This window comes from Rhizobium indicum (assembly GCF_005862305.2).
In the GTDB taxonomy this organism is placed as follows: domain Bacteria; phylum Pseudomonadota; class Alphaproteobacteria; order Rhizobiales; family Rhizobiaceae; genus Rhizobium; species Rhizobium indicum.
This window is the reverse complement of the sequence record NZ_CP054021.1, coordinates 2,348,715-2,374,140: the sequence shown is the minus strand read 5'-3', so window position 1 is coordinate 2,374,140 and position 25,426 is coordinate 2,348,715. Positions and strand designations below refer to the sequence as shown.

General features: G+C 61.4%; 27 protein-coding genes. 14 read left to right on the top strand and 13 right to left on the bottom strand.

Features of this window, described 5'->3' with window-relative positions:
* Positions 1-23: 23 nt before the first annotated feature.
* Entirely contained in the window at positions 24-707 is a 684-nt protein-coding gene (locus FFM53_RS11825) for a glutathione S-transferase family protein (protein WP_138388410.1), read from the bottom strand.
* Between the two features lie 83 nt (positions 708-790).
* Between FFM53_RS11825 and FFM53_RS11820 the strand changes: the two genes are divergently transcribed.
* A complete protein-coding gene (locus FFM53_RS11820; protein WP_138332213.1) occupies positions 791-1,234 on the top strand; it encodes a MarR family winged helix-turn-helix transcriptional regulator in 444 nt (147 codons plus the stop codon).
* Between the two features lie 50 nt (positions 1,235-1,284).
* Here the strand turns inward: FFM53_RS11820 and ybaK are convergent, their stop codons facing one another.
* The 4 genes from ybaK to FFM53_RS11800 all read right to left on the bottom strand — a co-directional run bounded on the left by ybaK (position 1,285) and on the right by FFM53_RS11800 (position 4,065).
* A complete protein-coding gene (ybaK, locus tag FFM53_RS11815; RefSeq protein WP_130703749.1) occupies positions 1,285-1,758 on the bottom strand; it encodes a Cys-tRNA(Pro) deacylase in 474 nt (157 codons plus the stop codon).
* Positions 1,759-1,787: 29 nt separating this feature from the next.
* On the bottom strand, positions 1,788-2,138 hold the full coding sequence (locus FFM53_RS11810) for an ArsC family reductase (protein ID WP_138388409.1): 351 nt from the start codon (positions 2,136-2,138) through the stop codon (positions 1,788-1,790).
* A 160-nt stretch (positions 2,139-2,298) separates the two neighbouring features.
* Entirely contained in the window at positions 2,299-3,360 is a 1,062-nt protein-coding gene (locus FFM53_RS11805; protein WP_138332216.1) for a M14 family metallopeptidase, read from the bottom strand.
* A gap of 105 nt (positions 3,361-3,465) precedes the next feature.
* A complete protein-coding gene (locus FFM53_RS11800) occupies positions 3,466-4,065 on the bottom strand; it encodes a 2'-5' RNA ligase family protein (RefSeq protein WP_138388408.1) in 600 nt (199 codons plus the stop codon).
* Between the two features lie 272 nt (positions 4,066-4,337).
* Between FFM53_RS11800 and FFM53_RS11795 the strand changes: the two genes are divergently transcribed.
* Positions 4,338-4,901 (top strand): methylated-DNA--[protein]-cysteine S-methyltransferase, encoded by a 564-nt coding sequence (locus tag FFM53_RS11795; protein WP_138388407.1) that lies wholly within the window; start codon positions 4,338-4,340, stop codon positions 4,899-4,901.
* Between the two features lie 33 nt (positions 4,902-4,934).
* Here FFM53_RS11795 and FFM53_RS11790 read toward each other — a convergent pair whose 3' ends face one another.
* Together FFM53_RS11790 and FFM53_RS11785 are read right to left on the bottom strand one after the other, a co-directional pair.
* Complete coding sequence (locus FFM53_RS11790; protein ID WP_138388406.1) at positions 4,935-5,669, bottom strand: SDR family oxidoreductase; 735 nt, start codon at positions 5,667-5,669, stop codon at positions 4,935-4,937.
* Between the two features lie 141 nt (positions 5,670-5,810).
* On the bottom strand, positions 5,811-6,185 hold the full coding sequence (locus tag FFM53_RS11785) for an Atu4866 domain-containing protein (protein ID WP_138388405.1): 375 nt from the start codon (positions 6,183-6,185) through the stop codon (positions 5,811-5,813).
* A gap of 105 nt (positions 6,186-6,290) precedes the next feature.
* On the opposite strand from FFM53_RS11785, the gene FFM53_RS11780 reads away from it, so the two are divergent.
* From FFM53_RS11780 to FFM53_RS11770, 3 genes are all read left to right on the top strand, one after another.
* On the top strand, positions 6,291-7,187 hold the full coding sequence (locus tag FFM53_RS11780; RefSeq protein WP_138388404.1) for a LysR family transcriptional regulator: 897 nt from the start codon (positions 6,291-6,293) through the stop codon (positions 7,185-7,187).
* A 199-nt stretch (positions 7,188-7,386) separates the two neighbouring features.
* Positions 7,387-8,238 (top strand): helix-turn-helix domain-containing protein, encoded by an 852-nt coding sequence (locus FFM53_RS11775; protein ID WP_138332221.1) that lies wholly within the window; start codon positions 7,387-7,389, stop codon positions 8,236-8,238.
* A 38-nt stretch (positions 8,239-8,276) separates the two neighbouring features.
* Complete coding sequence (locus tag FFM53_RS11770) at positions 8,277-8,822, top strand: YbhB/YbcL family Raf kinase inhibitor-like protein (RefSeq protein WP_138332222.1); 546 nt, start codon at positions 8,277-8,279, stop codon at positions 8,820-8,822.
* 106 nt (positions 8,823-8,928) lie between these two features.
* On the opposite strand, the gene FFM53_RS11765 is transcribed toward FFM53_RS11770, so the two are convergent.
* Positions 8,929-9,420 (bottom strand): GNAT family N-acetyltransferase, encoded by a 492-nt coding sequence (locus FFM53_RS11765; protein ID WP_138388403.1) that lies wholly within the window; start codon positions 9,418-9,420, stop codon positions 8,929-8,931.
* A 288-nt stretch (positions 9,421-9,708) separates the two neighbouring features.
* On the opposite strand from FFM53_RS11765, the gene FFM53_RS11760 reads away from it, so the two are divergent.
* Both FFM53_RS11760 and FFM53_RS11755 read left to right on the top strand, forming a co-directional pair.
* Entirely contained in the window at positions 9,709-10,590 is an 882-nt protein-coding gene (locus FFM53_RS11760; protein ID WP_138388402.1) for an AraC family transcriptional regulator, read from the top strand.
* 212 nt (positions 10,591-10,802) lie between these two features.
* Positions 10,803-11,333, top strand: coding sequence for a dihydrofolate reductase family protein (locus tag FFM53_RS11755; RefSeq protein ID WP_138388401.1), 531 nt, complete (start codon positions 10,803-10,805; stop codon positions 11,331-11,333).
* Positions 11,334-11,540: 207 nt separating this feature from the next.
* On the opposite strand, the gene FFM53_RS11750 is transcribed toward FFM53_RS11755, so the two are convergent.
* The gene (locus FFM53_RS11750) at positions 11,541-14,405 is read right to left on the bottom strand and encodes an ATP-binding protein (protein ID WP_138388400.1); all 2,865 of its coding nucleotides are present in this window, start codon (positions 14,403-14,405) and stop codon (positions 11,541-11,543) included.
* A gap of 280 nt (positions 14,406-14,685) precedes the next feature.
* Here FFM53_RS11750 and FFM53_RS11745 point away from each other — a divergent pair, with 280 nt between their 5' ends.
* The 6 genes from FFM53_RS11745 (at position 14,686) to FFM53_RS11720 (ending at position 20,075) form a co-directional block, all read left to right on the top strand.
* Positions 14,686-15,117, top strand: coding sequence for a GlcG/HbpS family heme-binding protein (locus FFM53_RS11745; RefSeq protein WP_138388399.1), 432 nt, complete (start codon positions 14,686-14,688; stop codon positions 15,115-15,117).
* Between the two features lie 11 nt (positions 15,118-15,128).
* Positions 15,129-16,184, top strand: coding sequence for an NAD(P)-dependent alcohol dehydrogenase (locus tag FFM53_RS11740; protein WP_138332226.1), 1,056 nt, complete (start codon positions 15,129-15,131; stop codon positions 16,182-16,184).
* A gap of 121 nt (positions 16,185-16,305) precedes the next feature.
* Positions 16,306-16,989, top strand: coding sequence for a type 1 glutamine amidotransferase domain-containing protein (locus tag FFM53_RS11735; RefSeq protein WP_138332227.1), 684 nt, complete (start codon positions 16,306-16,308; stop codon positions 16,987-16,989).
* A 102-nt stretch (positions 16,990-17,091) separates the two neighbouring features.
* Positions 17,092-17,391 (top strand): putative quinol monooxygenase, encoded by a 300-nt coding sequence (locus FFM53_RS11730; RefSeq protein WP_138332228.1) that lies wholly within the window; start codon positions 17,092-17,094, stop codon positions 17,389-17,391.
* 25 nt (positions 17,392-17,416) lie between these two features.
* A complete protein-coding gene (locus tag FFM53_RS11725) occupies positions 17,417-18,793 on the top strand; it encodes an aldehyde dehydrogenase family protein (protein ID WP_138388398.1) in 1,377 nt (458 codons plus the stop codon).
* A 55-nt stretch (positions 18,794-18,848) separates the two neighbouring features.
* Positions 18,849-20,075 carry an MFS transporter gene (locus tag FFM53_RS11720; protein WP_138388397.1) on the top strand — a complete coding sequence of 409 codons (1,227 nt, stop codon included), beginning with the start codon at positions 18,849-18,851 and terminating at the stop codon, positions 20,073-20,075.
* A 128-nt stretch (positions 20,076-20,203) separates the two neighbouring features.
* Here FFM53_RS11720 and guaA read toward each other — a convergent pair whose 3' ends face one another.
* The 3 genes from guaA to FFM53_RS11705 form a co-directional block, all read right to left on the bottom strand.
* The gene (gene guaA, locus FFM53_RS11715; RefSeq protein WP_017962899.1) at positions 20,204-21,766 is read right to left on the bottom strand and encodes a glutamine-hydrolyzing GMP synthase; all 1,563 of its coding nucleotides are present in this window, start codon (positions 21,764-21,766) and stop codon (positions 20,204-20,206) included.
* 92 nt (positions 21,767-21,858) lie between these two features.
* Entirely contained in the window at positions 21,859-22,497 is a 639-nt protein-coding gene (locus FFM53_RS11710; RefSeq protein ID WP_138332231.1) for a 5'-methylthioadenosine/S-adenosylhomocysteine nucleosidase, read from the bottom strand.
* Positions 22,494-22,943, bottom strand: coding sequence for a PaaI family thioesterase (locus FFM53_RS11705; RefSeq protein WP_003544704.1), 450 nt, complete (start codon positions 22,941-22,943; stop codon positions 22,494-22,496). Before FFM53_RS11705 ends, FFM53_RS11710 begins: the two co-directional genes overlap by 4 nt.
* 267 nt (positions 22,944-23,210) lie before the next feature.
* On the opposite strand from FFM53_RS11705, the gene FFM53_RS11700 reads away from it, so the two are divergent.
* Positions 23,211-24,287: a DUF2252 family protein gene (locus FFM53_RS11700; protein WP_138388396.1), complete on the top strand. Its 1,077-nt coding sequence runs from the start codon at positions 23,211-23,213 to the stop codon at positions 24,285-24,287.
* A gap of 56 nt (positions 24,288-24,343) precedes the next feature.
* On the opposite strand, the gene FFM53_RS11695 is transcribed toward FFM53_RS11700, so the two are convergent.
* Complete coding sequence (locus FFM53_RS11695) at positions 24,344-25,423, bottom strand: DUF1513 domain-containing protein (protein WP_138388395.1); 1,080 nt, start codon at positions 25,421-25,423, stop codon at positions 24,344-24,346.
* Between the last annotated feature and the right edge of the window lie 3 nt (positions 25,424-25,426).

The following is a 25,426-nucleotide window of genomic DNA, read 5'->3' as shown; positions in this document are numbered from 1 at the left end:
GTCTGGTCGGTTGAGTGGGGGACTTAGGCGGCCGCAGGCAGCCTGAGCAGGATCGAGTCGTGTTTTTCGAGGAATCCCATCAGCCGCTGCGGGTAGTCTTCGCCAACGGCGGCCTTGACGCTTGACCGTTCGGACAACGTCTTGCGCCAGCGCTTCACCCGCTCAAGCCCTTCGAAGATGCCGCTGTCGCCGAGCGTATCGAAGAGATCGAAATACCGAAAGACCGGCGCGAAGACGGCGTCGACGAGGCTGAAGTCGTTGCCGGCGAAATAGGGGCCATCCGTCAACACCTTCTCGAGCGTTGCGAATTTGGAGATGAGCGTAGTGCGCTTGGCCTCCAACTGCGCGGCATCCTCAGCCGTCTCGTAACCCCAGAGATCGGAAAGCACGGAGGAACCGAATTCCATCCAGCCGCGATGGCGGGCACGCGTCAGCGCGTCTTTCGGATGCAGCGCCACACCTGGCTGCGTTTCCTCCAGATATTCGCAAATGACGCTGCTTTCGAACAGCACGGCCTGGCTGCCATCCTCCTCCTCGATCCGCAGCAGCGGCACCTTGCCGAGCGGCGAGATCTTCAGGAACCAGTCCGGCTTGTCGGCAAGATCGATGTTGATGCGCTCGAAGGGTACACCCTTTTCGAGCAGCGCGATCGCGGCGCGCTGCACATAGGGGCACAGATGATGGCTGACGAGGGTAAGCTTGCTCATGGGGGTCTCCTTGGCAATGATGATAGATGTAGATGCATCTAATATCGCTTGCAGCGGAATTCAAGATAGATGTAATTGCATTTATGTCCGAAAAAACGTCGAATCCGAGCGAAGCGGTCACCTCTGCCTGGACGAGCATCATGCGCGCCCGCGAGCGCTTGCTCGGCGCCATCGAAGCCGACCTGAAAGCGGCCGGCCTCCCGCCGCTTGCCTGGTACGATGTGCTGTGGGAATTGGCGCGCTCGCAAGACGGCAGGCTGCGGCCCTACGAGATTGAGGAGCGGACCTTGCTGGCCCAGTATAATCTTTCCCGGCTGCTCGACCGGTTGGAAAAAGAGGGCCTGGTCCGGCGCGAGGCCTTCGCCGAGGATGGACGCGGCCGCTGGGTGGTGATGTCAGATGCCGGCCGAAAGCTTCGCGAGCGCATGTGGACTGTCTATGCCAGATCGATCGAGACCCATATCGGCTGCAAGCTTGCCGAAAGCGAGGCGAAGACGATCGCCGGCCTGCTCGACCGCTTCTTATAGCAGGAGCATGATGCCGAAAACCGCTTGCAGTTTTCGGCATCATGCTCCGATCAGGCAATCAGCGGCGCGGCGACAGCCTTCAGCGCCTTCAACGCAGCCTTCGGATCGAGCCGCACCTGCAGCCCGCGCTGCCCGCCATTGATATAGACCAGCGGTTCGCCAAGCGCGGCTTCCTCGATCGCGGTCGGCACCGTCTTCTTCTGGCCGAACGGGCTAATGCCGCCGACATGGTAGCCCGTCAGCCGCTCGGCATCGGCGGGCTTCATCATGTTGGCCGATTTGCCGTGAAAGGCGCTGGCAAGCTTCTTCATGCTGACTTCGCGGTCCGACGGCACGACGACGCAGACCGGCTTGCCGTCCACCTCCGCCATCAGCGTCTTCAGCACCCGGTGCGGCGCCTCGCCGAGCGCTTCGGCCGCCTGCAGCCCGACGCGCTCGGCATTGGGGTCGTAGTCATAGGCATGAACGGTGAAGGCGACGCCTGCCTGCGAAAGAAGCTGTGTCGCGCGCGTGGTCTTGGACATCTCTTCCCTCGTGAGTTCAGCGGCGCCTGTCAGTCACCGAATGCACCGGCGTAAATCTCCGGCTTGAAGCCGACCAGCAATTTCCCCTTCGCCTCCAGCACCGGCCGCTTGATCATCGACGGCTGGTCGAGCATCAGGGCGATCGCCTTCTCGCGGGTGAGCTTCTCGCGCTCCGCATCGGGCAATTTGCGGAAGGTGGTGCCGGCGCGGTTGAGCACGGTATCGAGGCCGGCCTGGTCGATCCAGGCTTCGAGATGGGCGCGGTCGATACCGAGCGCCTTGTAGTCGTGAAACTCATAGGCGACGCTATGTTCTTCCAGCCAGCTGCGGGCCTTCTTCATCGTGTCGCAATTCTTGATGCCATAGATGGTGACAGCCATACCCGATCGATCTCCCTGTGATAGCAGCGAGATAACATGCACGAAGGCCGGCGCAAACGCCGTGCGACGTTTTATCCCCGAGCGCGTTGGCGAGCATGGTAACAGCTCCGGATTGATTGGCATCTCAGGCAGCGATCAACGCCGGCAGAGCCCTCGCGGCTCAATTCTCCAGCGTGCCGGCCTTGCGGGAAGCCTTGCTGGGTTCGTCGCAGGCGATCTTCATCAGGTCGCCGCGCCGCCGCACCAGCCGGTCGGAGGTCCGGGTCAGGATCAGCCCGTCCTGCGGCGCGGTGAGCTCGATGCTGCCGCCCGGCTGCCCCGGCCGGGTGACGATCGTCACTAGGCGGTCACCTTCCGCAATCCTCTCGCCGATATCGCGGTGGAAGAGCACGGCGCCGCCTTCTGGTGTGCGGATGATCTCGACATTGTCGAGCGGCACGGCCGGACCGGAAAATGCCGTTGCCGCCGGCTTTTCGTCGCCAACGATCCCCCGTGTTGCGAGGAAGTGCCAGAGCCCGTCCGCATCCTTTTTCGCCAGCATCGGATCGACATCGCGCTTGCCGCGCAGCTCGACGGTGACGGAGAGTTTGCCGGGCAGCCGGGGCCGGCGTTCGCCTGGAACTTCATATTTCCACGCAAAGCCGACGGCCTCCTCGAAGGCCGAGCTTTCGCCATCCGAAAGCAGCACGGCCTCCATGTCTAGCGCGGCGGCGAGATCGGCCGCCTCCGGCCAAAAGGCCTCGTCGATATAGGCATATTGCAGGGATTCGTCGTCGCAATGAAGGTCGAGCACGAGATCAGCCCCAAGCGCCATATGCAGCAGCTGCCGCTTCAATCTGTCGGTAGCCGGGTAATCATCAAGATCCTCGATCAGCGTCGCGCGATCGACAATGGAGATCAGCGGAAAATCCCGGTTGAAATTGGTGCGTGAGCCCAAATCGAAACGACCCTGCAGCTCGCCAAAATGCGATTGCGCCGCACCGATCGGATTGGCCTGCGGCACGATGGTGATGTCGCCGGCGATCCCGCCTTGGCTTTCCGCCTGCCGCAGCCGCTCGCAGAGGAAATGCAGCAGCACCGTTCCAGGCAGCTCGCCGGCATGCAGAGCCGCCTGGATATAGGTCTTCGGCGCCTTCGGATCGCGGCCCTTAAAGCGCAGCACCGGCAACCGCCACTCCGTTCCCGGCGTATCTCCAGGGATGATGATCTCTGAAACGTCCATGCTGATTTCGCTCCCCGTTTGCACCAATGCCCCGGAACAGGCTTTCGGAGCTTTATGCGCGGAAATCAGGCAAGCGCAAGCCGAGATCCGCGGATCTCGCTTTCCTCAGCCGAGCAACGGCCAGCGATCGATGATCCGATGTTCGGTTTTTCCGAGAACACTGTGGATGAGCAGGAATTCGGACGCCGTCCATGAAACGAGTGTGTCGAGGGTCGCCGGTGGCACGGCTTTGCGGTCGTAGAGCAGTGTCATGTGCGGCTTGAAATTGCCGCCAATATTGTGGGGAAATCCGTCATTGTGCATGCTGACGCCAAGTTGAACACGCAGTCGGGTGAGCGGTTTCCGACCGCCTTCGCCGCAAAGCACAAGCGCTCGGGCCTGCGGGAATCGCATGATCCGATCGAAGCTCATTGCGATCGGGGCACTCTCGACTGCGGCGCCGGCCTGTAGCGCTGCGAAGACCACATCCTCCGGCAGGCTCGCATAGTCGCCGACCCAGATGATCGTTACATGCAATGTCGTCAGCCGCGGCTTGCCGGAAAGGGAGAAGGCTCGACAATAGTCATGGGCGATCGACGCCGCCTGCTGCTCGATGGCGTCAGGAGGATAGAGGGCGAAGAAAAGTCGGTGTTTAGCATCGTGAGTCTTGCCCGGCCGTCTGCGCCTTTTTTTGTCGTCTCCGAACTCGAGGAGCATCTGATTCATAGAATTTCAGGTCGTCATGACCCTCCTCGTCGTCTCCAAAAAGCAAGCAGGATATTCTTGAAAGAAAGAAAAGCAAGAACAAAAAGAGAACATAATCTCCCAATATGCTGGCCGTCGAACTAATCAGATCATCACCCCCGGGGCCGGATGGAATGTACGTTTCCTGGGGGGATCGCGATCTTTCCCGAAAGCCCGGCGCGCGCAAGAAACGGGTTGAAACAGCGGCCGTCCCATACGATTTTGAGGGTCATCGAAAACGCGGAGGCTGTGTCATGGCTGAGACAACGCACCACTATCTCATCTTCGAAACCGCGGGCGGTTTCTGCGGCATTGCCTGGAGCGATGCCGGCATCACCCGCTTCCAACTGCCGACCAAAGCAGCAGAAGCGACCGAACGGCTCTTGCTGCGCCGCCTGCCGGATGCCGAAGCCGGCACGCCGACGCCTGCTGTGCTGGAGACGGTCGCGGCGGTGAAACGCTATTTCCAGGGTGAGGAGACGGATTTTTCCGGCGTCGAACTCGATCTTGCCGGCCAGGATGCCTTCTTCCGGGATATTTATGCGGCGGCAAGGCGCGTCGGCTGGGGCCGCACCACCACTTACGGCGCGCTGGCGAAGGAGCTCGGCGTCGGGCCGGAAGCCGCCCGCGACGTCGGCCAGGCAATGGCGAAGAACCCTGTCGCTCTGATCATCCCCTGCCACCGCGTACTCGCGGCCGGCGGCAAGATCGGCGGCTTCTCGGCGCCCGGCGGGTCGTCATCGAAGGCCCGCATGCTGGAGCTCGAAGGCGTCAACCTTGCACCGCCGCCGCCCGCCCAGCAGTCGCTGGGTTTTTAGGCGGCGGCGATCTCTAACAACAGCGTTCGCCGCTCAATGCGGGCTGGCTGTCGGCCGGATGATGATCTCGCTGACATCGACATCATCAGGCTGGCTGACGGCGTAGAGGATCGAATTGGCGATGGCCTCGGGGCTGATGGTGATCGCCCTGAAAGCCTTCATCGCGTCCCGCGCCGTCGGATCGGTGATGGTGTCGGCCAGTTCCGATGTCGTCGTGCCGGGAGAGATGACGGTCACGCGGATACGATCGGTCTCCTGCCGCAATCCGTCCGAGATCGCCCGCACCGCGAATTTCGTCGCGCAATAGACAGCCGCCGTCGGCGAGACGCTGTGGCCGCCGATCGAAGACAGGTTGATGATCTGCCCTGATCCCTGCGCCTTCATGATCGGAAGCGCCGCCGCGATGCCGTAGAGAACGCCCTTGATGTTGACGTCGACCATCCGGTTCCACTCATCGACCTTGAGAGCCTCGAGCGGCGAGAGCGGCATGACGCCGGCATTGTTGATGATGACGTCCAGCCGGCCGAATTCGGAGCGGGCAAAGCCTGCAAAGGCCTCCACCTGGGAACGGTCGGTGACATCAAGCTGTCGCAGGCGCACCGTCCCGCCGTTTGCGGCGATTTCGCCGGCGAGTTCCTCCAGGCGCTCGGTGCGGCGGGCGCCGATCACGATATGGGCGCCTGCGGCAGCCAGCATCTTTGCCGCGGCCTCTCCGATACCGCTGCTGGCGCCGGTGATGGCAATTACTTTTCCTTTGATATCAGACATTTCAAGCTCCATTATACGCCGCTCGCCTGGCGATGCGGCTGAGGGTTTTTGGTGGTCAGGTGGGAAAATCGGCGCTGAGCGTCGTCTCCGCCCAGGCATCGAAATTTGCGCGTAGCGCATCGTTGCCTTTCAGGCGGCACATCATTTGCGCCGAAGCACCATGCCGCCATGATGGAGGGTGTTGCCGTCGACGAAATCGCCGTCGGCCGTGAAACCCGTGTCATCCCAATATTCGATGTGGCTTCCGGTGACTTCGTAGCGTCCCCGGTAGGCGCTTTCCCGGCTGCCACGAGCTTCGTCGTAGCGGCCATTGGGCAGAAGTTCGTGGCGGACGCGGCCATCATCCGTAACCCATATGCCGACATAGGGATGTTGCTGCATTCTGTTCTCGCTTGTTTGTTGTTGCTGAGTTTCTCGGTCGTTCACGGTGTCGGCGGCGGACGAACTGGTCGCCGCGCCAGCCAGGGTGACCACCGCGAGAAACTGCAGGAGGGGGCTTCTGAAAATCCTTCGCATTGCCTTGCCTTTCGAAGCCTTCGTTGACCTCGACTGAAAGATAGTACGGAGAACCTGAGTGATTAAGTTGCCAATCCAGGATGGCTTGGTTAGAAGTGCTAACCAATGGTCGACGATCTCGAAGGTATTTCAGTTTTTCTTGCGGTAGCGGAGGCGCGCAACTTCCGGCTCGCCGGCGAGCGGCTTGGCGTCACCCGCTCCGCCGTCAGCCAGGCCCTGCAGCGCCTCGAGGATCGGGTCGGCGTCGCCCTGGTCCAGCGCACAACGCGCAGCGTCAGTCTGACCGAAGCCGGCGAAGTGTTCTTCGACGCGGTTCGTCCATCGGTCCGGCAGGTCAAGGACGCAATGCAGGCGGTGCGGGAAATGCAGGCGCGCCCGAGCGGCTGGCTCAGGATCACCGTTTCTTCGATCGCCGAGAACTTTCTATCCGGCACGTTGCTGGCCGGCTTCATGGAAGCCTACCCTGACATCAAACTCGATATCACCATCACCGATGACGAATTCGATATCGTCGAGGCCGGGTTCGACGCTGGCGTCCGGCTCGGCGAAGTGATCGAACAGGACATGATCGCCATATCAGTCTCCGAAGAGCAGCGACAATGCGCCGCCGCATCCCGCAGCTATCTCAAGCGCCGCGGCCATCCCCGCCATCCCAGCGAGTTGCAGAACCATGCCTGCATCGGATGGCGGCCACGCCCGGATACGGCACCCTATCGCTGGGAATTCACCGAGAATGATCGCGACTTCGACGTCTCCGTCGATCCCGCAGTCACGACCAACGATATGGGAATGATGATCCGCATGGCCTGCGCCGGGGCAGGGATCACCTTCGGCATGGTGGAGACTTTCCAGTCCGTCATCGACCGCGGGGAACTCGTGCCGCTGCTGGAGGATTTCTGTCCACCCTTTCCGGGCTTCTATCTCTACTACTCCAGGCGCCAGAGGCAGCCGCTGAAGCTGCGCGCATTGGTCGATTATGTCCGCAGGTCCGACCGGCGGTAATGCCGTCTGGTCTCAAGCTGCGCTCGCAAGCCTCGACGGCGATCTCAGGCCAGTCGCACGGGCTCAAATCCTGCGGCTTGAGCTGAATGTTGCCGCTGGCATCCGGCTTTGATATTCCCGATGATAGAGGCCAGCGAGGCAGCGCGCGCTCTATAGAGGCCGCCGCTCGCCGCGCTCCCATCCTGTTGCCGGAGAACATATGCTCGACGACGTCTTTCCCGTTCCGGCCAGTTTGATCCGTCAGGGTGGGCGGGCCTGTTTTTTTCGTCTCGTCAATACCAGCCCCCTGTTGATACAGGTGCAATCGGGAACGAAGATCGTCATGGCAGATGACAAGGCTTTGCGCCTCGAGGCGGGCGCCTATGGCTTGCTGCCCGACTACAGACCGTTGACGATGGAGAACATTCCCAAGGCGCCGCAGAAGTATCAGACCCTGGCGCTCCCTGTTCCGCGACAGCTCTTCGAGGAAGCCTATACCAGGATGGGATCGATCGCCGTTCCATCGAGGCCTGTCCCGGCAGGCACCTCGAACCTGCCGGAGGAAGCCGCGGCATTGTTTGACTATTGCTGTCAGCCCGGCAATCTGACGAGGCTTCCCGGCGTCATTGCCAAGGCTCGTTTGATGGAGCTGATCACCTGGTTTGCGCTCGGCGGAGCGGTGCTGGGGCAATGCCAAAGTCCTCGGCTCGAGGACAGACTGCGGCAGATGATCGAAAGTGATACGGCCTTTGACTGGACGCTGGGGCACGCGGCGCGCTCGTTCAACATGAGCGAAGCGACACTCAGGCGCAAGCTCGCCGCCGAAAGTACCGGCTTCAGTGAGATCTTGAGCGATACAAGAATGAATCGCGCCTTGGGGCTCATCCAGACGACAACCCTGCCGATGGCGCAGATTGCGCTTGAGGTCGGTTACGACTCCCCTTCTCAATTCGCAGCGCGGTTCAAAGAGCGGTTCGGCGTCAATCCACGCCATGTGCGGGGCGGGGCCGAGCGTTTTGAGCGGATCGGGGTAGAAGTTGAGCATCGCGGGGCAGATGCACTTGCTCGGTGACGATAGTTTTCCGGCATTATCAACCGCAGGAAAACAGCATGCGTTTCATCACAGCAGTACTTCTCGCTACCTCCGTCTTCGGCGCGACGGCCGCACAGGCCGAAATGAAGCTCACCTCGAAGGATCTGGCTGCCGGCAAGGCGATGGCCGATGCGCAGGTCTTCAACAGCTTCGGCTGCTCGGGCAAGAACATCTCGCCGGAACTGACCTGGTCGGGTGCGCCTGAGGCGACCAAGAGCTTCGCCATCATGGCCTACGATCCGGATGCTCCCACCGGCTCGGGCTGGTGGCATTGGTCGGTGTTCAACATTCCCGCAGATACCGCGGAGATTGCCACCGGCGCCAGCGGTGACAAGACGCTTCCGGCAGGCGCCGTCGAAGGTCACACGGATTTTGGCATGTCCGGATATGGCGGGGCATGCCCGCCGGCCGGCGATCAGCCGCACCACTACCAGTTTACCGTCTACGCGCTCTCGGTGGACAAGCTGCCGCTTCCCGAGACTGCGCCGGCCGCCATGGTTGGCTTCTATGTCAGGGCCAATACGCTCGCCAAGGCCTCCGTCGAGGTCACTTACGGACGCTGAAGCCGGCTTCGGATCCGCAGTCGCCATTTCCCTCATGACAACGGCCGGCCGAGGTGATTGAACCTCGGCCGGCCGGTTCCTGTTTGGGGTTCCCTGGCCTGCAAACCTAAACGGTCATTGCTTCCCAGCAGATCAACGGACCGTCTTCGGCATCGATACGCTCGCCGATACGGATAAAGCCATTGCGCTCAAGAACGCGCTGGGACGCGATGTTGTCGACCCCGGTCTCCGTAGAGACCAGGGCTACGCGAGGGTCGTTCCGCGCCCACTGAAGCAACTGCCCTATGGCCCGCGTGGTGCATCCACGGCTTTGGCGGGAAGGCGCAACGCCATAGCCGATATGGATCTTTCCATCCTGGGGAACCTTGATGACAGAGCAAAGGCCGACGATCTCGTCATCCTCCACGATCATCCAGGCCGACGGCGAAAATTCCGCGCCGATGTCAGCCGCGAGGTGGTTCAACATCGCCAGGATTTCAGGAGGCGCAATGGCGCTGTCTTGGACAAGGCGCAGATAACGTGGCGCGATGCCCTTCAGCAGCGCGTCAAAATCATGAGACGTTAGTTCGATAATCATAGTCTTCTCGACATTAGACATGCGCCAGCATTGGCGCCCTAAAGGCCGAGCGATAGAGCGAGGATCAGCTCTCGGTCACGATGCCGAGCGCCTTTATCCCTACCGCCGCAGCCGGTGAGTTCTGGATCGTTGCGACGGCAAACAAAGGCATTCTCCTATAAGAAGGAAATGCGAATAACAGTGCCGGGCTAGGATCGCAAGATGCTCCGATCGGGCGGCCCGCCGGCTGATCCATGCCAAACCGCAAGATCGGTCGAGCGCTGCGTTGCCTGAAGGATCTAGTTTGAGCTGCCACGGAGACCAGAACGAATGACCGCAGCGCTTCGGAACTATCATCAGCGGATGCAGCGAGTGCTGGATTATATCGACCAGCACCTCGATGACGATCTCGATCTTGACGTTTTGAGCAGTGTCGCAGCCTTCTCGAAGTTTCATTTCCACCGGCAGTTTACGGCGACCTTCGGATTGTCAGTGCATCGCTATATCCGGCTTGCCCGCATGAAGCGCGCTTCATACCGGCTGGCCTACAGGGACGAAGAACGCGTCACTGATATAGCGATGGATGCCGGCTACGATGCACCGGATGCCTTCGCCCGCGCCTTTCGGCAACGGTTCGGGCAATCGCCTTCGTCGTTTCGGAAGTCTCCCGACTGGGAGCCGTGGCTTGCCGCCTTCGGGCCTCTCGACAATGCAAGGAGCAAGCTCATGCAGAAGATTTTTACCACTGACGACGTGAAGATTCGCAATGTGCCCACGACGCCGGTGGCGATCATGAAGCATCGGGGCGACCCGGCCACGCTCGGCGCCACCATCCAGCGGTTCATCGCCTGGCGCAAGGCCGCTGGCCTGCACCCCAGGACAAGTCCGACCTTCAATGTCTGGCGTTCAGAGCGGCGTCCTCAGTCGCCTGCCGATTATAGCGTGGACCTTTGTGTCGGGACCGATCAAGCGATCGAGGCGAATGGCGAGGAGATCAAAGCCGGCGAGATCCCTGGCGGACGCTGCGCGGTGCTGCGTGTCGTCGGCAACACCGACAATCTGGAGCCCGCCGCGCTCTACCTTTATGGCGACTGGCTTCCGGCCAGCGGCGAGGAAGTGCGCGACTTCCCGATCTATTGCCAGCGGCTGAGCTTCTTCCCGGAGGTGGCGGAGCATGAGGCGGTGGCGGAGCTGTTTCTGCCGCTGAAATAGCGTCCTCTGACGGCGGCTTGTCCATGCTGATCGCTGGTAGCGGACAGGTCGTTGTCCACCTCAGGCCGGCCGGTTGGCGACCATCAGCTCGCGGATCTATGTGCACTTCAAAAACCAATTGTGATATAAAACCAGTTGAGCTAACTTCCAACCGATTGCATAATGCAAGCAGGTCTGCGCGCGGATATGCCGTTTTAGGAAAGGAAGTGAAGATGGCTAAGCTTGTGTTCGGAATGAACCAGTCGCTGGACGGCTACGTCGATCATATGGCGTTTGCGCCAAGCCCGACACTCTTCCGCCACTTCATCGAAGAGGCTCAGCGGCAGGCGGGCAGTGTGTACGGTCGCCAGATGTATGAGGTCATGCGTTACTGGGACGACGAACATCCTGAATGGGATGCAGAGCGACAGGCCTTCGCGGCGGCGTGGCGGAACCAGCCGAAATGGGTCGTCTCGCGCTCGTTGAAGTCGGTCGGTCCCAACGCCATGCTTGTTGGGGAAGATCTTGCGGCCGCGATCCGCGCGCTGAAGGCAGAACGCGACGGGGAGATCGAAGTTGCCGGCCCCAATTTGGCGCAAAGCCTCACCGAACTTGGCCTGATTGATGAGTATCGAATCTACCTGCACCCCGTCGTGCTCGGTCACGGCAAGCCATATTTCGCCGGACCCCGGCCGCCGCTCCGCCTGATGGCTCATGACCGGATTGGCGAGGATGTGATCAGGTTGACCTACGTTCCGGCTTGATCTCGGGATTCTCCAGATGAAAATCGCCGCGGAAGTCTGGTCTTGGTGCGGCCATCCCCCATGACGCCGACGGTCTGGACGGGAAGCCCTTTCGCGCCGCCGGCAGACGCGATCAGCGTCGTTTTCGACACCCGACATGTCACCCTCCTCTTCATCCTCCAAAGAAGCATTGGGCGGCGGCCCCAATCACGATTTGAGGTGGGCAGATTAAGAGCTGCCCCGTGAGATCATCTGACCAACCTCCAGCTGGTCGCGCGCCGCGACCACATCGGCGGTATGCAAGCCGCTTTCGAAGCGTTGGTACACGGAGGCCAAGTGACTTAGCGTGATATCACCATGTCCAGTTTGCAGCGCGAGTTTGGCCTGTTGGGTCGCAGCGCGCAATTCGAGGGTTAGAGCGCCGCTTCGCTGCGCCACCCGCACCGCCGTGGCCAAATTTTCCGCGGCGGAAAGGACATCACCTTCGCGCCACCGCGTCAGGCCAATGACGCGGAACAACTCTGAGCGACACCAAACCTCGTCCCGCTCCAGACAATCGCTGGCTTCTGCCGCGACGGCGCGCGCGACATCGAGACGATTATGGGACAGAGCGGCGTCCGCGAGCATTGCGAGGTTCATTGCGAAATGAATCCGCAGATTGCGGCTCCTGAGTCCGCCGATAGCGTCACGCATTCTGTCTACCGCCTGCGCGTCACGGCCAGCGGTGTCGATGGCAGCCCGATAGAATCGAATAAGGGGGGGCCAAATGTCCAGCTGACAGATTTGGTACTGCGCTTCCAGCCGCGTCAACTGGTCCTGCGCCACATCAAGAAGGCCACACCAAAGCGATACAGAAAGTCCCCCCACCGCCAACGCATGCATGTGCGAGACGGGATGGCCGATCGTCGTTGCGGCCGAAATGCATTCCTGCGCCACATCGAAGGCCTCCCGATGCTCGCCGACTACCCACAGCATCGGCGCGAGATAGGACCGTATTCCGACGAAGCGATCGAGTTGAAACCTCGACGTCTGCGAGCGATAGGCGACCGTGGAATGACTGTGTGCCAACGCCTTGAGGCCCGCGACCGAAGTCTCGATATCGCCGCAGTAGAAACGGTTGACCAATTCCAGTCTCGTGACATCGGGCACCGCCGAGTGACCTCCTTCCTGGTTGAGGAAGCCGCGGAGTTCGGACAGGGCGGACAGGACTTGGCGATGATTTCCGGCGAATGTCTTCGCGCCGGCCCAGCCCATCGTCGTTCGCAACCGGTACTCGACATTCCCGGTTTCGTCGGCAAGGGTCCTCGCTTCACGCCACGCCGCTTCAATCTCCGGTCCACGATCATCGCCGAAATTGAGATTGAGGGCGTGCGCCGACACGAGTTTCAATCTGAGCACAACATCGTCCATAGCCAGACCATTGAGCCCCTCCACCACTTCAGCCACGCGCGTTCGGGTCTCTGAGAGGGAGGACAACTCGTTCCACAGTGGAATGGCGGCTGCGGTCAGCCGGATGCCGAGTTCCCTGTTGTGTCCATCACGCCACGCCCAATCGATGGCTCGGTGGAGATCATTTCCCCAACGGCCGTAACGTGCGGTCCAGTCTTCGCGCGCTCGCCAGTTCCACTCGACTTCGCCTTGTTCGAACACAGCCAGCAGGTAGTGCGTATAGCTCGCCATCGCCGCCTGCTCTTCGCCGCTCGCGCGAAGGCGTTCGCTGGCGAAGCTGCGCGTGCTGTCAAGGAGGCGATAGTATCGGTGTCCGCTATGATAGCTGACAGACGACAACGATCTGGCGGCAAGGCTCTCCAGCCATGCCCCGACATCCTCTGCCGACCCGAGATGGCCGCAGACGCCGACAACATCGTTCAGCGTGAAAGTTCCACTAAATAGTGACAGATGATGCAGCAGACATGCTTCGCGCTCGGGAAGTAACCTATAGCTCCAGTCCAGCATCGCCGTCAGCGTCATATGCCGAGGCGCCGCCGCGTTCCCCTGCAACACAAACGCATCGAAGGCATTCTCCAACAGGTCGGCCAGCTTGGCGGGCCCATCGGTGGACAGCCGCGGCGCCGCCAATTCTATCGCCAGCGCGATACCATCGAGGCGACGGCTAATGGCCGCGAGCGAAGAGGCGTCCGCATCGTCGAGCCGATATCCCTGCGTCACCGCGCGCTGTACCAGCAATTCTACGGCCGAAAAGCCTAACGCCGCCGCCGCGTCCAGCTCGCTCCCCGCGGGCGGAAAGCGAAGCGGCGCGAGACGATAGACCGACTCCCGCCTGCACCGGAGTGGCTCCCGACTCGTCGTGACGACGAGAAGCCTCGGAAGCGCGTGATTGAGGTGGTCTGCAACCGTCGCCGCGGCGTTCAACACATGTTCGCAATTGTCGAGCACCAGCAACAATTCACGGTCGCGCAACATTTCGACAAGACCTGCCAGGATATTGACGAGATTGCTGTTCAGGCCACACGCAAAGGCAATTGCCGGCGCTACCAGCTGCGGAGAATCGATCGCCGCAAGATCGACGAAGCAGACGCCGTCCTTCAAGCTCTCACCGACCTGCCATGCGGTGGCGACTGCTACGCTCGTCTTGCCGACGCCGGGCGGGCCGACAATTGTAAGCAGCCTGGTCTCGGCAAGCGCGCCGGCGAGGTCGGCCATAGCCTCGTCGCGCCCGATCAGCGCCGGTGGGGCCGGCAATTCCCCTGTAATGCCTCTGACCGCGTCGGAAAGAGCTGCCTCGTCAGCACCACCGAGGACGCGCAGTGGCGCGACGAACCGATAGCCGCGGCCCGGCACGGTTGCGATGCAAGTTAGGTCGGGCTCAACCTGCGCCAGAGCGCGCCGCAACACTGCGATGTTAACTTTGAGGTTGCTCTCATCGACGAAAACGTTCGGCCAGGCTGCGCGAAAGAGCTTGTCCTTACTGACAACGATACCAGACCGCCGCACGAGCGCATGAAGTAGATCGATCGCACGGGATCCGACACGGATTGGAACATCGCGATGAAGCAACAACTGGCGAGCGGGAATGAAGCGGCAGTCGCCGAAACAATAGGTTGTTACGTTGGCCTCTTCCAATTCTTCCATTGTAGCTCCCTTTGCTGCGACGACACGGACTCAAGCTCGGGCCTGGCCGAGGTAATCTCCACGGCTGCATTAAATTTACCTTTTTTAACCGGCGCCGTCAGCGCCTCGATGCTATTTACGTTCCCAAGCCAACTTGAGAAAAGGCTGAACCGGTTGGTCCGGGCGCAAGTCGGTCGGCAGGAAAACATTCAGGCATTTGGGCGCTCTACCTCCGGTAGCCATTCCCGGTAGCGCTCGTGTCGGACTGACAGAGCGGAAACCGGATCGAAGGAACGGCCGCATGCCTCGCACGCTCAACACACTGACGCTGTCGGATGCGAAGCAGATGCTGCAGGCCGGCAAGGCCAAGGCAGCCAACCTCGGCATCCCCTATAATATCGCGGTGGTCGATGCCGGAGGCGCGCTGATCGCATTCACCCGCCAGGACGGTGCGCTCGCCGGGAGCATCGATCTTGCGATCAGTAAGGCGAAGACAGCGCGCATGTTCGACAAGACGACGGAATATCTTGCCGAGCTCGCTCAGCCGGGCGCACCGCTGTTCGGGATCGAACAGAGCAATGGTGGCAATGTCGTGATCTTCGGCGGTGGTCTGCCGGTAAAGTACGACGACCAGATCATCGGCGCGGTCGGCACCAGCGCCGGTTCGGTCGAGCAAGACATCGCGGTCGCCATGGCGGCAGCAGAAGCAATTTCACCAAACGCGAAACCGTAGGGAGACTTGCGATGAAAGCAGCGCGCATCTTGGAGTATAAAAAGGCCCTGGTTCTCGAGGATATACCGGTCCCCGATATTCAGCCCGACGAGGTGCTGGTGAAGGTTGCCGCCTGCGGTATGTGCCGGTCGGATGTGTTGCTGATCGACGGCTTCTTCCAGGGCTATGGCGATATCCCCCCACCGGTCATTCCCGGCCATGAAATTACGGGCACGATCGAGAAAATCGGCAGCGTCGTGCCAAAGGTTGCTGGTATCGAGGAAGGCGATCACGTGGTGGTCGCACCCGGTTGGGGCGACGGTGTCTGCCGCCATTGCATGGTCGGCGATACGCACATCTGTCCCAATGTCCGCTGGCCCGGCTTCGGCCGTGATGGTGGCTTCGCGGAATATATCCCGGTACCGGCACGCTATGTGATTAAGGTGCCGAAACACCTGAAGTTCGAGCAGCTCGCGCCGCTGACCGACGCCGGGCTGACGCCCTACCGCGGCCTCAAGAAAATCCGTAACGCCGGTGGCCTCGGCCCGGATCGGGTGATCGGTGTGTTCGGCATCGGCGGGCTCGGAGCATACGCCGTCCAATATGCCAAATTGCTTGGCGCCGGCGGTCCGGTGGTCGCGGTCGCCCGCAATGAAGAAAAGTTGCAGGTGGCCAAGAAATATGGCGCGGATCATATCATCGCCATAGAGGGCAAGTCCTCCGAGGACGTTGGCAAGGAGCTCAAGAAAGCCACTGGCCAGGACAAGTTCGATGCGATCATCGATTGCGCCGGCGCGACCGAGATGATGCAGCTCGCCTTCTCGCGGTTGGCGATCAGCGGCCACTATGCCGATGTCGGGTTCATCGGCGATCGCATCGATATCCCGTTGTTCCCCCGCGTGTCGGGCGAGCAGACTTTTCACGGATCGTTCTGGGGCAACAACGCGGATCTCACCGAGGTAATGGCGCTCGCGGCCGAAGGCAAAATCCAGCACACGATCAAGACGATCTCCTTCGACGACATCAACGAATATATCGACCTGATGCGCGACAATAAAATCGTTGGGCGTGCCGTCGTGATGTTCTGACAGCGTGAGGGCGCAACGAGACCGGATTACTGCCGCGCCAAGTATCCTGCGCCCGAAGTGACTTCATGTCCGAATGAAACCCAATATTTGAACGCATCATAATTTATTCAAGGAGAAGATTGTGACTCAACATGTCCTGTTCATCGTCACCAACGCAGCCGTGATCGGTCCGCACAATCGCAAGACCGGCTTCTTTTTCGCCGAGGTCGCTCATCCTTTCGACGTGCTCGACAAGGCGGGGGTCGCCGTAGAGTTCGCGTCTCCCGCTGGCGGATGGACGCCCTACGACGCGTACGACGAGAAAGACCCCGCCCAAAAGGAGTTTCTCGAGAGCAAGGCCTTTCGTCGCCTGAATCATAGCCGAAAGTTGTCCGAAGTGGACGCTGCGGACTACGACGCCATCCTAGTGCCCGGTGGCCTCGGGCCCATGGTCGACATCCAGCGTAACGCGGATGTCCAGAAGGCCATTGTGCGCGCCTGGACCACCGGAAAGCTCGTAACCGCTGTTTGTCACGGTCCGTGCGCGTTGCTCAGCGTCGACCTCGGTGATGGCACGCCGTTCGTGCGCGGCAAGAAGCTTACGTCGTTCTCGAAGAAGGAAGAATACGACTACGCCCGCGATGACGTGCCTTACGAACTTGAGGATGCGTTAAGGGCGGAGGGTGCCGAGTACTCATCTGCATCCAACTGGGAACCTCACGTCGTCGTTGATGGCCGCCTTATCACCGGCCAGAACCCCGCCTCGGCGGGGCCGCTGGGAAAAGAACTGGTCGCCGCCCTCAAACGGGCTGCCGTTCCGGCGTGAATTGATGAGATGCAGGCTGAAACATTCGGGCGCGCCCCCATACCTCGACCGCGCTCGTAACTCAAACGAGTGCACATGCGCATTTTATCGGGAGCCTATCGCATGACTCAATCGCCGGCCAAGATCACTGCCGTCCTTACTGCTCTCCCCGGCAAAGCCGCTGCCCTGCGATCACTGCTTGTCGGCATGGCGCCGCTTTGCAGAGCCGAACCCGGCAATCTGCGCTGGGATGTCTGGCGCGACCAGGCCGTTCCCGAGCGCTACGTTCTGGATGAGCTCTATCGCGACGGTGAGGCGGTGGAGGCGCATCGCCGGACGCCGCACTACCAGGATTATCTGGCGCGCATTCCTTCGCTGGCAGAGCGGTCGGCGCTGGTACTCGAGGCGGTAGCCGTGTCGTAGTTCTGTCGAGGATCGGAGAACATCCATGCTTGAAGTGGTGCAAGCCTTTGATCGGAAACACATCGCCGATCTGCCGACGGACGATGCTGCGGCCTTGGAATCGAAGCTCGAGACTGCGCGCGCACGTTTTCTGAATCGCAACGACTGGCTTGCGCCGCATGAACGGATGGCAGTGCTGCGGAGACTCGCAGACCTTGTCGCGCTGCAGCGCGAGGTCTTCGCCAAGCGCATTGCATGCGAAGGCGGCAAGCCCTACACCGACGCGCTCGTCGAGACCGACCGCGCGATCGACGGCATTCGGAATGCTGCCGACGTGCTGCGGACCCGCGGTGGCGTCGAGATCCCGATGGGCCTTACGCAGGCAAGTGACAATCGACGTGCCTGGACCATTCAGGAGCCGATCGGTGTCGTGGCCGCCATTTCCGCCTTCAATCACCCGCTCAATCTCATCGTCCATCAGGTGGCACCGGCGATTGCAACCGGCTGCCCCGTCATCATCAAGCCGGCAGCAGCTACGCCGCTTTGTTGTCTCGAACTGGTCAAGCTGGTTCATCAGGCCGGGATGCCGGAGGGCTGGGTGCAGGCCTTTCTTCCCGAAAGTCGCATTCTGTCAAGCGCGTTTGCGAGCGATGCGCGCATCGCGTTCCTGAGCTTCATCGGGTCGGCGGAAGTGGGCTGGCGCCTGCGCGCAAACCTGGCTCCCGGCACCCGTTGCGCCCTTGAGCATGGCGGCGTCGCACCCGTCATTGTCGACCGGAGTGCCCATCTCGACGCGATCATCGAGCCCCTTGCCAAAGGCGGCTATTATCATGCTGGCCAGGTATGTGTGTCCGTCCAGCGCATTTATGTACACGCCGAACTCAAGGAGGCTTTCACCGAGCGGTTCGCCGCGCGGGTCGACCAGCTCCGTGTCGGCGATCCCACCCGCGCCGAAACAGAGGTCGGCCCCCTGATCACGCCTGAAGAAGCCACGCGGGTCGAGGCGTGGATCGATGAAGCCGCAACGGCAGGAGCCCGTCGGATCGGCGGCGGACGCCTGAGCGATACCACGCTCAGGCCGGCCATACTCGTCGATCCACCGCGCGACACCAAGGTCTCGACGCATGAGATTTTCGGGCCTGTCACCTGCGTTTACGGATATAACGAGGTCGAGGATGCGATTGCTGCCGCAAATTCCCTGCCGGTAGCATTTCAAGCCAGCATTTTCACACGCGATCTGGATGTCGCGTTCAACGCGGCCGAAAAGCTCGACGCTTCGGCGGTGATGGTGAACGATCACAGCGCGTTCCGCACCGACTGGATGCCTTTTGCCGGCCGGCGCGAATCCGGTTACGGCGTCGGCGGCATTCCCTTTACGGCGCGCGAAATGACCGCGGAGAAGATGATCGTCTTCAAGCGCTAGCGCCGGCGCATCTTCTAAAATTATGCCTTGTAGCCACCGGATTGGAGATCGGTCGATGTTTGGAAAGGCCTACGAAGCACAATGCCAGGCAACGAAATTTGCCCCGTCCAGTGCTCACCATGAGAGCCAGGCGCTGGCTCTTTTCTCGCTTGCACTGGGCAGTTTCTGTATCGGAACGTCAGAATTCGCCAGCATGGGCATCATACAATTATATGCCGAAGACTTCGGGATCGATATTCCAACGGCGACGAATGCGATTACCGGATATGCTTTCGGCGTCGTCCTTGGCGCGCCGCTCGCCACGCTTGTCGCGGCCAGACTCAATCGTCGGACTTTGCTGCTGTGTCTGATGGCGCTATGGGTAGTTGGAAACGTCCTCTCATCGATGGCGAGCAATATCGGCCTGTTTGCGGCCGCCCGGTTCATAAGCGGTGTGCCGCAAGGCGCCTATTTTGGAGCGGGGGCGGTTGTCGCGGCCTATTTCTTCGGCGCAGACCGCGCCGGAAAGGCTTTCGCGCTGGTCATGACCGGTCTGACGATCGCAACGATCTTCGGTTCGCCCTTGGCAACCTTCCTTGGTCAGACGCTGGGGTGGCGGAACACCTATCTCGCCATGGCCGCGCTCGGCGCAGTCGCGCTTCTTGCGCTGTTCCTGTTCGTGCCGCGCACGGATGCCCTTCACGGGGGCTCGGTCTTCCATGAGTTATCCGGGCTTCGTCGATGGAATGTTTGGGCAATAATCGTTGTTGCCGCGCTCGGAATATCGAGCATTTTTGCGGTCTATGCCTTTATCGGACCATTGGTGACCGATGTGGTGCAGCTCGATCAATCCACGATCCCCCTTACGCTTGGTGTCTTTGGCGTCGGCATGACGGTCGGCAACGCTGTCGGTGGTCAGCTCGCAGACACTTTTGCGTTTCGCGGCCTCATCCTTGGGTACGGGATAACGCTCATCCTCCTTGTTATCTTGTCGTGCTTTGGGACGAACGCATGGGTTTTCATGCCCTGCCTCTTCGGCGTGGGTGCTGCTATGATGGCGGCGATTCCAACCATCCAGGTGCGGATGACGCATTTTGCACCGGAAGCACCGACACTGATGGGGGCGATGAACCTGGCGGCCCTCAATGTCGCGAATGCTCTTGGGGCTTGGGGCGGTGGACTGGTCATCGCTGCGGGATACAGCGTCCTCTTTTCACCGCTTGCCGGATTTGTGCTGACCGCTGCAGGGCTGCTCGTCTACTTCATCGCGCTTCCGCGAAGCGCTTCGGTCGTGCAGGCTTAGACGCGCAAAAAACCAGGCGCTGGCCGAAGCTGCGAGATCCAACATCACCAGGCGAGAGCGAGGAACAATGGGAATGGCAGCCGAAGGGCAGCGCAAACTGCCGTCGAAACTAAGCCACGATTGCCCGCTCACTCCCATTCGATCGTGCCCGGCGGCTTCGACGTAACATCGTAGACCACGCGGTTGATGCCGCGCACCTCGTTGATGATACGCGTGGCGGCGCGGCCGAGGAATTCCATGTCGTAGTGGTAGAAGTCCGCCGTCATGCCGTCGACGGAGGTGACGGCGCGCAGCGCGCAGACGAATTCATAGGTGCGCCCGTCGCCCATGACGCCGACGGTCTGGACGGGGAGCAGCACGGCGAAGGCCTGCCATATGGCGTCGTAGAGGCCGGCTTTGCGGATTTCGTCGAGATAGATCGCATCGGCTTCGCGCAGGATCTCCAGCTTTTCGCGGGTGATGCCGCCGGGGCAGCGGATCGCCAGGCCGGGGCCTGGGAAGGGGTGGCGGCCGATAAAACTGTCGGGCAGGCCGAGTTCGCGGCCGAGCGCGCGCACCTCGTCCTTGAAGAGTTCGCGCAGCGGCTCGACGAGCTGCATCTTCATGCGCTCCGGCAGGCCGCCGACATTGTGGTGCGACTTGATCGTCACCGACGGGCCGCCGGTGAAGGAAACGCTCTCGATCACGTCGGGATAAAGCGTGCCCTGGCCGAGGAAGTCGGCGCCGCCGAGCTTCTTTGCCTCTTCCTCGAAGGTCTCGATGAACAGCCGGCCGATGATCTTGCGCTTGGTTTCCGGGTCGCTGACGCCTTCGAGCTCGCCGATGAAGCGATCGGCGGCATCGACGTGCAGCAGATGCAGATTGTAGTGCTCGCGGAACATGGCGACGACGCCGGCCGCCTCGTCCTTGCGCATCAGCCCGTGGTCAACGAGGATGCAGGTCAGCTGGTCGCCGACGGCCTCGTGGATCAGGAGAGCCGCGACGGAACTGTCGACGCCGCCCGAAAGCGCGCAGATGACGCGCTTGTCGCCCACCTGCGCGCGGATCTGCTCGACCGCCTTCTGGCGATAGGCCGACATCGACCAGTCACCCTTGATGCCGGCAATGTTGTGAATGAAATTGCCGATCAGCTTGGCGCCATCAGGCGTATGCACGACTTCCGGGTGGAACTGCACGCCGTAATATTTACGCTTCTCGTCGGCGATGAAGGCGTAAGGCGCGTTGGAGGAGGTGGCGACCACTTCGAAACCATCCGGCAGCGCGGTGACGCGGTCGCCATGGCTCATCCAGACCTGATGGCGCGAGCCGGAGGACCAGAGGCCCTCGAACAGCTGGCAGTCCCTGTCGACCTCGAGGAAGGCGCGGCCGAATTCGCGGTGATGGCCGCTCTCGACCTTGCCGCCGAGCTGCATGCACATCGTCTGCTGGCCATAGCAGATGCCGAACACCGGCAGACCGCTGTCGAAGATGATCTGGGGCGCTCGCGGCGATCCCTCGTCCACCGTGGAAGCCGGGCTGCCGGACAGGATCACGGCCTTCGGCTGCAGGCGGTGGAAGCCCTCTTCGGCCGATTGGAAGGGAACGATCTCGCAATAGACGCCGGCCTCGCGCACGCGTCGTGCGATGAGCTGGGTCACCTGGCTGCCGAAATCGACGATGAGAACGGAGTCGGGATGTGCTGTCTGGGTCATGGCGAGGCTTTAATGAAAAGCGCCTCGCCTTGCAATCCGGGAAATCGGCGGCATCAGGTTTTTATTGTTCCAATTGTCCCGCATTCAGGGGCTCAGAACCAGAAAACCCCGTCCTCCAGCGCCGTGAACAGGCTGTCGACGCCGTAAGAGAGCTTGCGGTCGACGATGTGCAGATATTCGGTCCAGCCCGAAATATGCTGTAGCTCGACGGCGCCGTCGGAAATGCCGCGAAGGCCGATCAGCGGCAGCTTGTAACCCTGGCAGGCGCGCAGCACCGCATAGGTCTCCATATCGACCATGTCGGCGTCGATATTGGTATAGGCGGCGCCCGAAATGATGTTGCCGCCGGTGGAAAGGCTTGCTTCGGCAATGCCGGGAATGCGCAGCGGCAGATCGAGCGTTGCCGGCAGGTCTAGAAAGGGTGTCTTGCCCTTTTCGAAGCCGAGCGGCGAGGCGTCCATGTCGCGGTAGGAAACCGAGGTCACCTGATAGATTTCGGTCTGCTCCAGTTTCGCGGAGCCGGCCGAGCCGAGGGACACGACGAGATCGGGCAGGTCGTCGACGGCATCCAGCCGCGCCAATGTTTTGCTCAGCGCGATGGCCGCCTCGACCGGGCCGACGCCTGTCATCAAAGGTTCGATGCGCGAACGCAGGAAGGGACCGTATTCGGCCTCCGCCGCCATGACGAAAAGGATGGATTTCCCCGCGACCGATTTCAGTTCGAACTTCATCCCGTAATGCCCTCTCTACCGCGGATCACCATCATCGTTCCGGTCATGGAGGCGATGAGTTTCGCCGGCCCGTCGCTGATCGCGTAGCCTCGTCCGTCGGCGACGATGATGGTGGAGCCGGGTTTGGTGATTTCCCCGCGAAACAGGAAACGATCGCCCCGCCCCGGCGACATGAGATTGACCTTGAACTCGATAGTCAGGATCGAGGCTTCCGGGTCGATAACGCTATAGGCGGCAAAGCCGCAGGCCGAATCGAGCGCCGCGGAAATGATGCCCGCATGCAGGATTCCGTGCTGCTGTGTCAGTTTGACGTCGAAGGGTAGCTCGATCTCGACGACGCCGTGCTCGACGCGCGTCAGCTCCGCGCCGATCGTTTCCATCGCCGCCTGCCGCGCAAAATTACGGCGGATTCGCGCGCGGAAATCGCCCCTGTCGGTCTCGCTCATGTCTGCCCCTCTTGCAGCCGCGAAATTGGCATGGCGCGCCGCATTCGACAAGCTGGACATTGCTGAAATCGGTCTGGGCGGCGATGGAAACCCGGGACCGTGTCGCCGGGGCAACCTTTCACCTTTCCGTCACCGTGCAAGCCGGCACAGCTGGCCGGTACCGCTGGCCAGTACCGCTCGATTGTGGCGATCCGATGCGAAGACGATTGCAGCTTCGTGCGGCACGCGTATTCTCCGCGTCGCGTCGCGAAATGATGGAGTGCCGGCATGATAACGATATCGCAATCGGTCCGGAATTTCGAGACCTGGCTGGCCGGCGAACTCGGCGACGATCTCGTCAAGGACGATCTCCGGGAGAAGCACGAGAAGATGCGAAGCGGCGATTTCGTCTTCCTGCGCGCTACCTATTGGCGCTGGTGCGAGATCATCCTCGATATCTGCCCGGAACTGTCAGGCGCGCCTGAGGTGCTGGCGATCGGCGATACGCATCTGGAGAATTTCGGTACTTGGCGCGATATCGAGGGCCGGCTCGTCTGGGGCGTCAATGATTTCGACGACGCGGCGGTGATGCCCTATGCGCTGGATCTCGTTCGCCTTGCGGCAAGCGCCGTCCTGGCCCGCGGCGGCGACGGTCCCTCGGTTCGCATGATCGGCGAATTGATCTTGAGCGGTTATCGCCGGGGTCTTGAAAATCCGCTGCCCGTCATCCTCGAGCGCGACCACAAATGGCTGCGCAAGGCGCTGCTGCTGCCGAATTCCGAACGCCGGGAATTCTGGGAGAAATATGAAATGTTGCAGCCCGGCAAGAAGCCGGCACCATCAGCCTATGTCAAGGCGCTCGCAGACGCGCTGCCGTTGGGATCAGGACCTTTCATGGCGAAGCCGCGCAGCGGCGGTACCGGCAGCCTCGGCCGGCCGCGTTTCGTCGCCTATGCCGAATGGCAAGGTGGACCGGTGCTGCGCGAGGCAAAGGCGCTGGTGCCGTCCGCCTGGTCGCTTCGCCACAGGCCGCAGGATGTGGCGATCCATGCAAGCGAGATCGCCAATGGGCGGGCGCGCTCAGCCGATCCTCACTACCAGGTTTCCGGCCGCATCCTCATGCGCCGGCTCTCGCCAAATAGCTGCAAGATCGAAATCGACCGGCATCCCGAGATCCTGCTTTCGCCGACGATGCTCGAACTGATGGGCTTTGAGATCGCCAATTGCCATTCCGACGATGCGGCGGCGGTTGCGGTGATCCTGAAGGATTTGGCGGCGCGGGGAAACGACTGGCTGTACGAGGCGGCAAGGACCGCGGCATCGAGCGTCAGCGCCGAGCAGAAAGCCTATTTCCGCGCCGGCTAAAGCAATTCCAGCAAAAGTGTGCAGCGGTTTTGCGTCCGGAATTGCGCTTCTCTGATTTAGATCCGCACGATGTGCTGGTCCCAGGCGACATCGCTGCGGGTCGACAGGAAATCGCCGTCATAGGAGGAAACGGCAAAGCCGCTTCTTGCCGGCGCGATGCCCGCCGCATCCGGAACGGAAGTCTCGGCCAGCATCTTGCCCGTCCTAGCGTCGATGGTCACCGAGGCGCCGCCCTTCGGCGAGGTGATGCCGACGAGACCTTCGCTGCGATTGACGGCGATCGCTCCGACGTAATTGGCGAGCCGGCGCGTCGTCTCCTCCGGCAGGTCGATGAAGGTAAGATTTTCGCCCTTGGCGAAATGGCCGACAAGCGGCGGCAAATCCTTGCGGTGGCCTTCATACTGGCAGGCGAACCAGATGCGGCCCGCGCCGTCGAGATCGACATGGCGGGTAGAGAGTTCTGCCCATTCCGCCGGCAGCACATGTTTTTCGACCAGCGCACCGGTTGCCGCATCGATCAGAACAAGCGACGGCTGCATCTCTCCGAGATTGAGCTTGGTGCGGCCGAAATCCGGATGCGTCTCGATGCCACCATTGGCGACGATGAGCAGGCGTCCGTCGTCGGACACCGTCATGTCGTGCGGACCGATGCCGTAGGTCTCGAATTCGCCGATGCGGGAGAAGCGGTCGGTGGCGGCGTAGAGGCCGATCATGCCGCGATTGCCATCGAAGTCGTTCTCGCTGGCGTAGAGCAAACGGCCGTCAGGAGAGAAGGCGCCGTGGCCGTAGAAATGCCGGTCCTCCCTGGAGCTGATGACGATCGGCTCGCTTTTGTTCCAGGGATCGAAGATCATCGCATAGGTGCCGGGCCGGCGTGCAAAGGCGACAGTCTTGCCGGTGCTGGCGCTGAACGCCATGCCATGGGCGCGGGCGGGAAGAGCCACCTGATCGACGATCTCGCCGCGCTCGGTCACGGTCGCAATGGCAAAGGAGCCGTCGGCTGCCCGAATGCCCGAGGCATAGACCGCATCAGTCCGCTCCAGCGCCATCAGCGACCTCGGCGCCAAAGAAGCAAGGAAGCCAAGGCCGGCCGCCTTGACGAAGTTGCGTCGGTCGATCGCGGCACTTCGCATCATCGT

Coding starts and splice junctions, on each gene's coding strand:
- FFM53_RS11825 (WP_138388410.1), bottom strand. CDS start 707: ATGAGCAAGCTTACCCTCGTCAGCCATCATCTGTGCCCCTATGTGCAG.
- FFM53_RS11820 (WP_138332213.1), top strand. CDS start 791: ATGTCCGAAAAAACGTCGAATCCGAGCGAAGCGGTCACCTCTGCCTGG.
- ybaK (WP_130703749.1), bottom strand. CDS start 1,758: ATGTCCAAGACCACGCGCGCGACACAGCTTCTTTCGCAGGCAGGCGTC.
- FFM53_RS11810 (WP_138388409.1), bottom strand. CDS start 2,138: ATGGCTGTCACCATCTATGGCATCAAGAATTGCGACACGATGAAGAAG.
- FFM53_RS11805 (WP_138332216.1), bottom strand. CDS start 3,360: ATGGACGTTTCAGAGATCATCATCCCTGGAGATACGCCGGGAACGGAG.
- FFM53_RS11800 (WP_138388408.1), bottom strand. CDS start 4,065: ATGAATCAGATGCTCCTCGAGTTCGGAGACGACAAAAAAAGGCGCAGA.
- FFM53_RS11795 (WP_138388407.1), top strand. CDS start 4,338: ATGGCTGAGACAACGCACCACTATCTCATCTTCGAAACCGCGGGCGGT.
- FFM53_RS11790 (WP_138388406.1), bottom strand. CDS start 5,669: ATGTCTGATATCAAAGGAAAAGTAATTGCCATCACCGGCGCCAGCAGC.
- FFM53_RS11785 (WP_138388405.1), bottom strand. CDS start 6,185: ATGCGAAGGATTTTCAGAAGCCCCCTCCTGCAGTTTCTCGCGGTGGTC.
- FFM53_RS11780 (WP_138388404.1), top strand. CDS start 6,291: ATGGTCGACGATCTCGAAGGTATTTCAGTTTTTCTTGCGGTAGCGGAG.
- FFM53_RS11775 (WP_138332221.1), top strand. CDS start 7,387: ATGCTCGACGACGTCTTTCCCGTTCCGGCCAGTTTGATCCGTCAGGGT.
- FFM53_RS11770 (WP_138332222.1), top strand. CDS start 8,277: ATGCGTTTCATCACAGCAGTACTTCTCGCTACCTCCGTCTTCGGCGCG.
- FFM53_RS11765 (WP_138388403.1), bottom strand. CDS start 9,420: ATGTCTAATGTCGAGAAGACTATGATTATCGAACTAACGTCTCATGAT.
- FFM53_RS11760 (WP_138388402.1), top strand. CDS start 9,709: ATGACCGCAGCGCTTCGGAACTATCATCAGCGGATGCAGCGAGTGCTG.
- FFM53_RS11755 (WP_138388401.1), top strand. CDS start 10,803: ATGGCTAAGCTTGTGTTCGGAATGAACCAGTCGCTGGACGGCTACGTC.
- FFM53_RS11750 (WP_138388400.1), bottom strand. CDS start 14,405: ATGGAAGAATTGGAAGAGGCCAACGTAACAACCTATTGTTTCGGCGAC.
- FFM53_RS11745 (WP_138388399.1), top strand. CDS start 14,686: ATGCCTCGCACGCTCAACACACTGACGCTGTCGGATGCGAAGCAGATG.
- FFM53_RS11740 (WP_138332226.1), top strand. CDS start 15,129: ATGAAAGCAGCGCGCATCTTGGAGTATAAAAAGGCCCTGGTTCTCGAG.
- FFM53_RS11730 (WP_138332228.1), top strand. CDS start 17,092: ATGACTCAATCGCCGGCCAAGATCACTGCCGTCCTTACTGCTCTCCCC.
- FFM53_RS11725 (WP_138388398.1), top strand. CDS start 17,417: ATGCTTGAAGTGGTGCAAGCCTTTGATCGGAAACACATCGCCGATCTG.
- FFM53_RS11720 (WP_138388397.1), top strand. CDS start 18,849: ATGTTTGGAAAGGCCTACGAAGCACAATGCCAGGCAACGAAATTTGCC.
- guaA (WP_017962899.1), bottom strand. CDS start 21,766: ATGACCCAGACAGCACATCCCGACTCCGTTCTCATCGTCGATTTCGGC.
- FFM53_RS11710 (WP_138332231.1), bottom strand. CDS start 22,497: ATGAAGTTCGAACTGAAATCGGTCGCGGGGAAATCCATCCTTTTCGTC.
- FFM53_RS11705 (WP_003544704.1), bottom strand. CDS start 22,943: ATGAGCGAGACCGACAGGGGCGATTTCCGCGCGCGAATCCGCCGTAAT.
- FFM53_RS11700 (WP_138388396.1), top strand. CDS start 23,211: ATGATAACGATATCGCAATCGGTCCGGAATTTCGAGACCTGGCTGGCC.
- FFM53_RS11695 (WP_138388395.1), bottom strand. CDS start 25,423: ATGATGCGAAGTGCCGCGATCGACCGACGCAACTTCGTCAAGGCGGCC.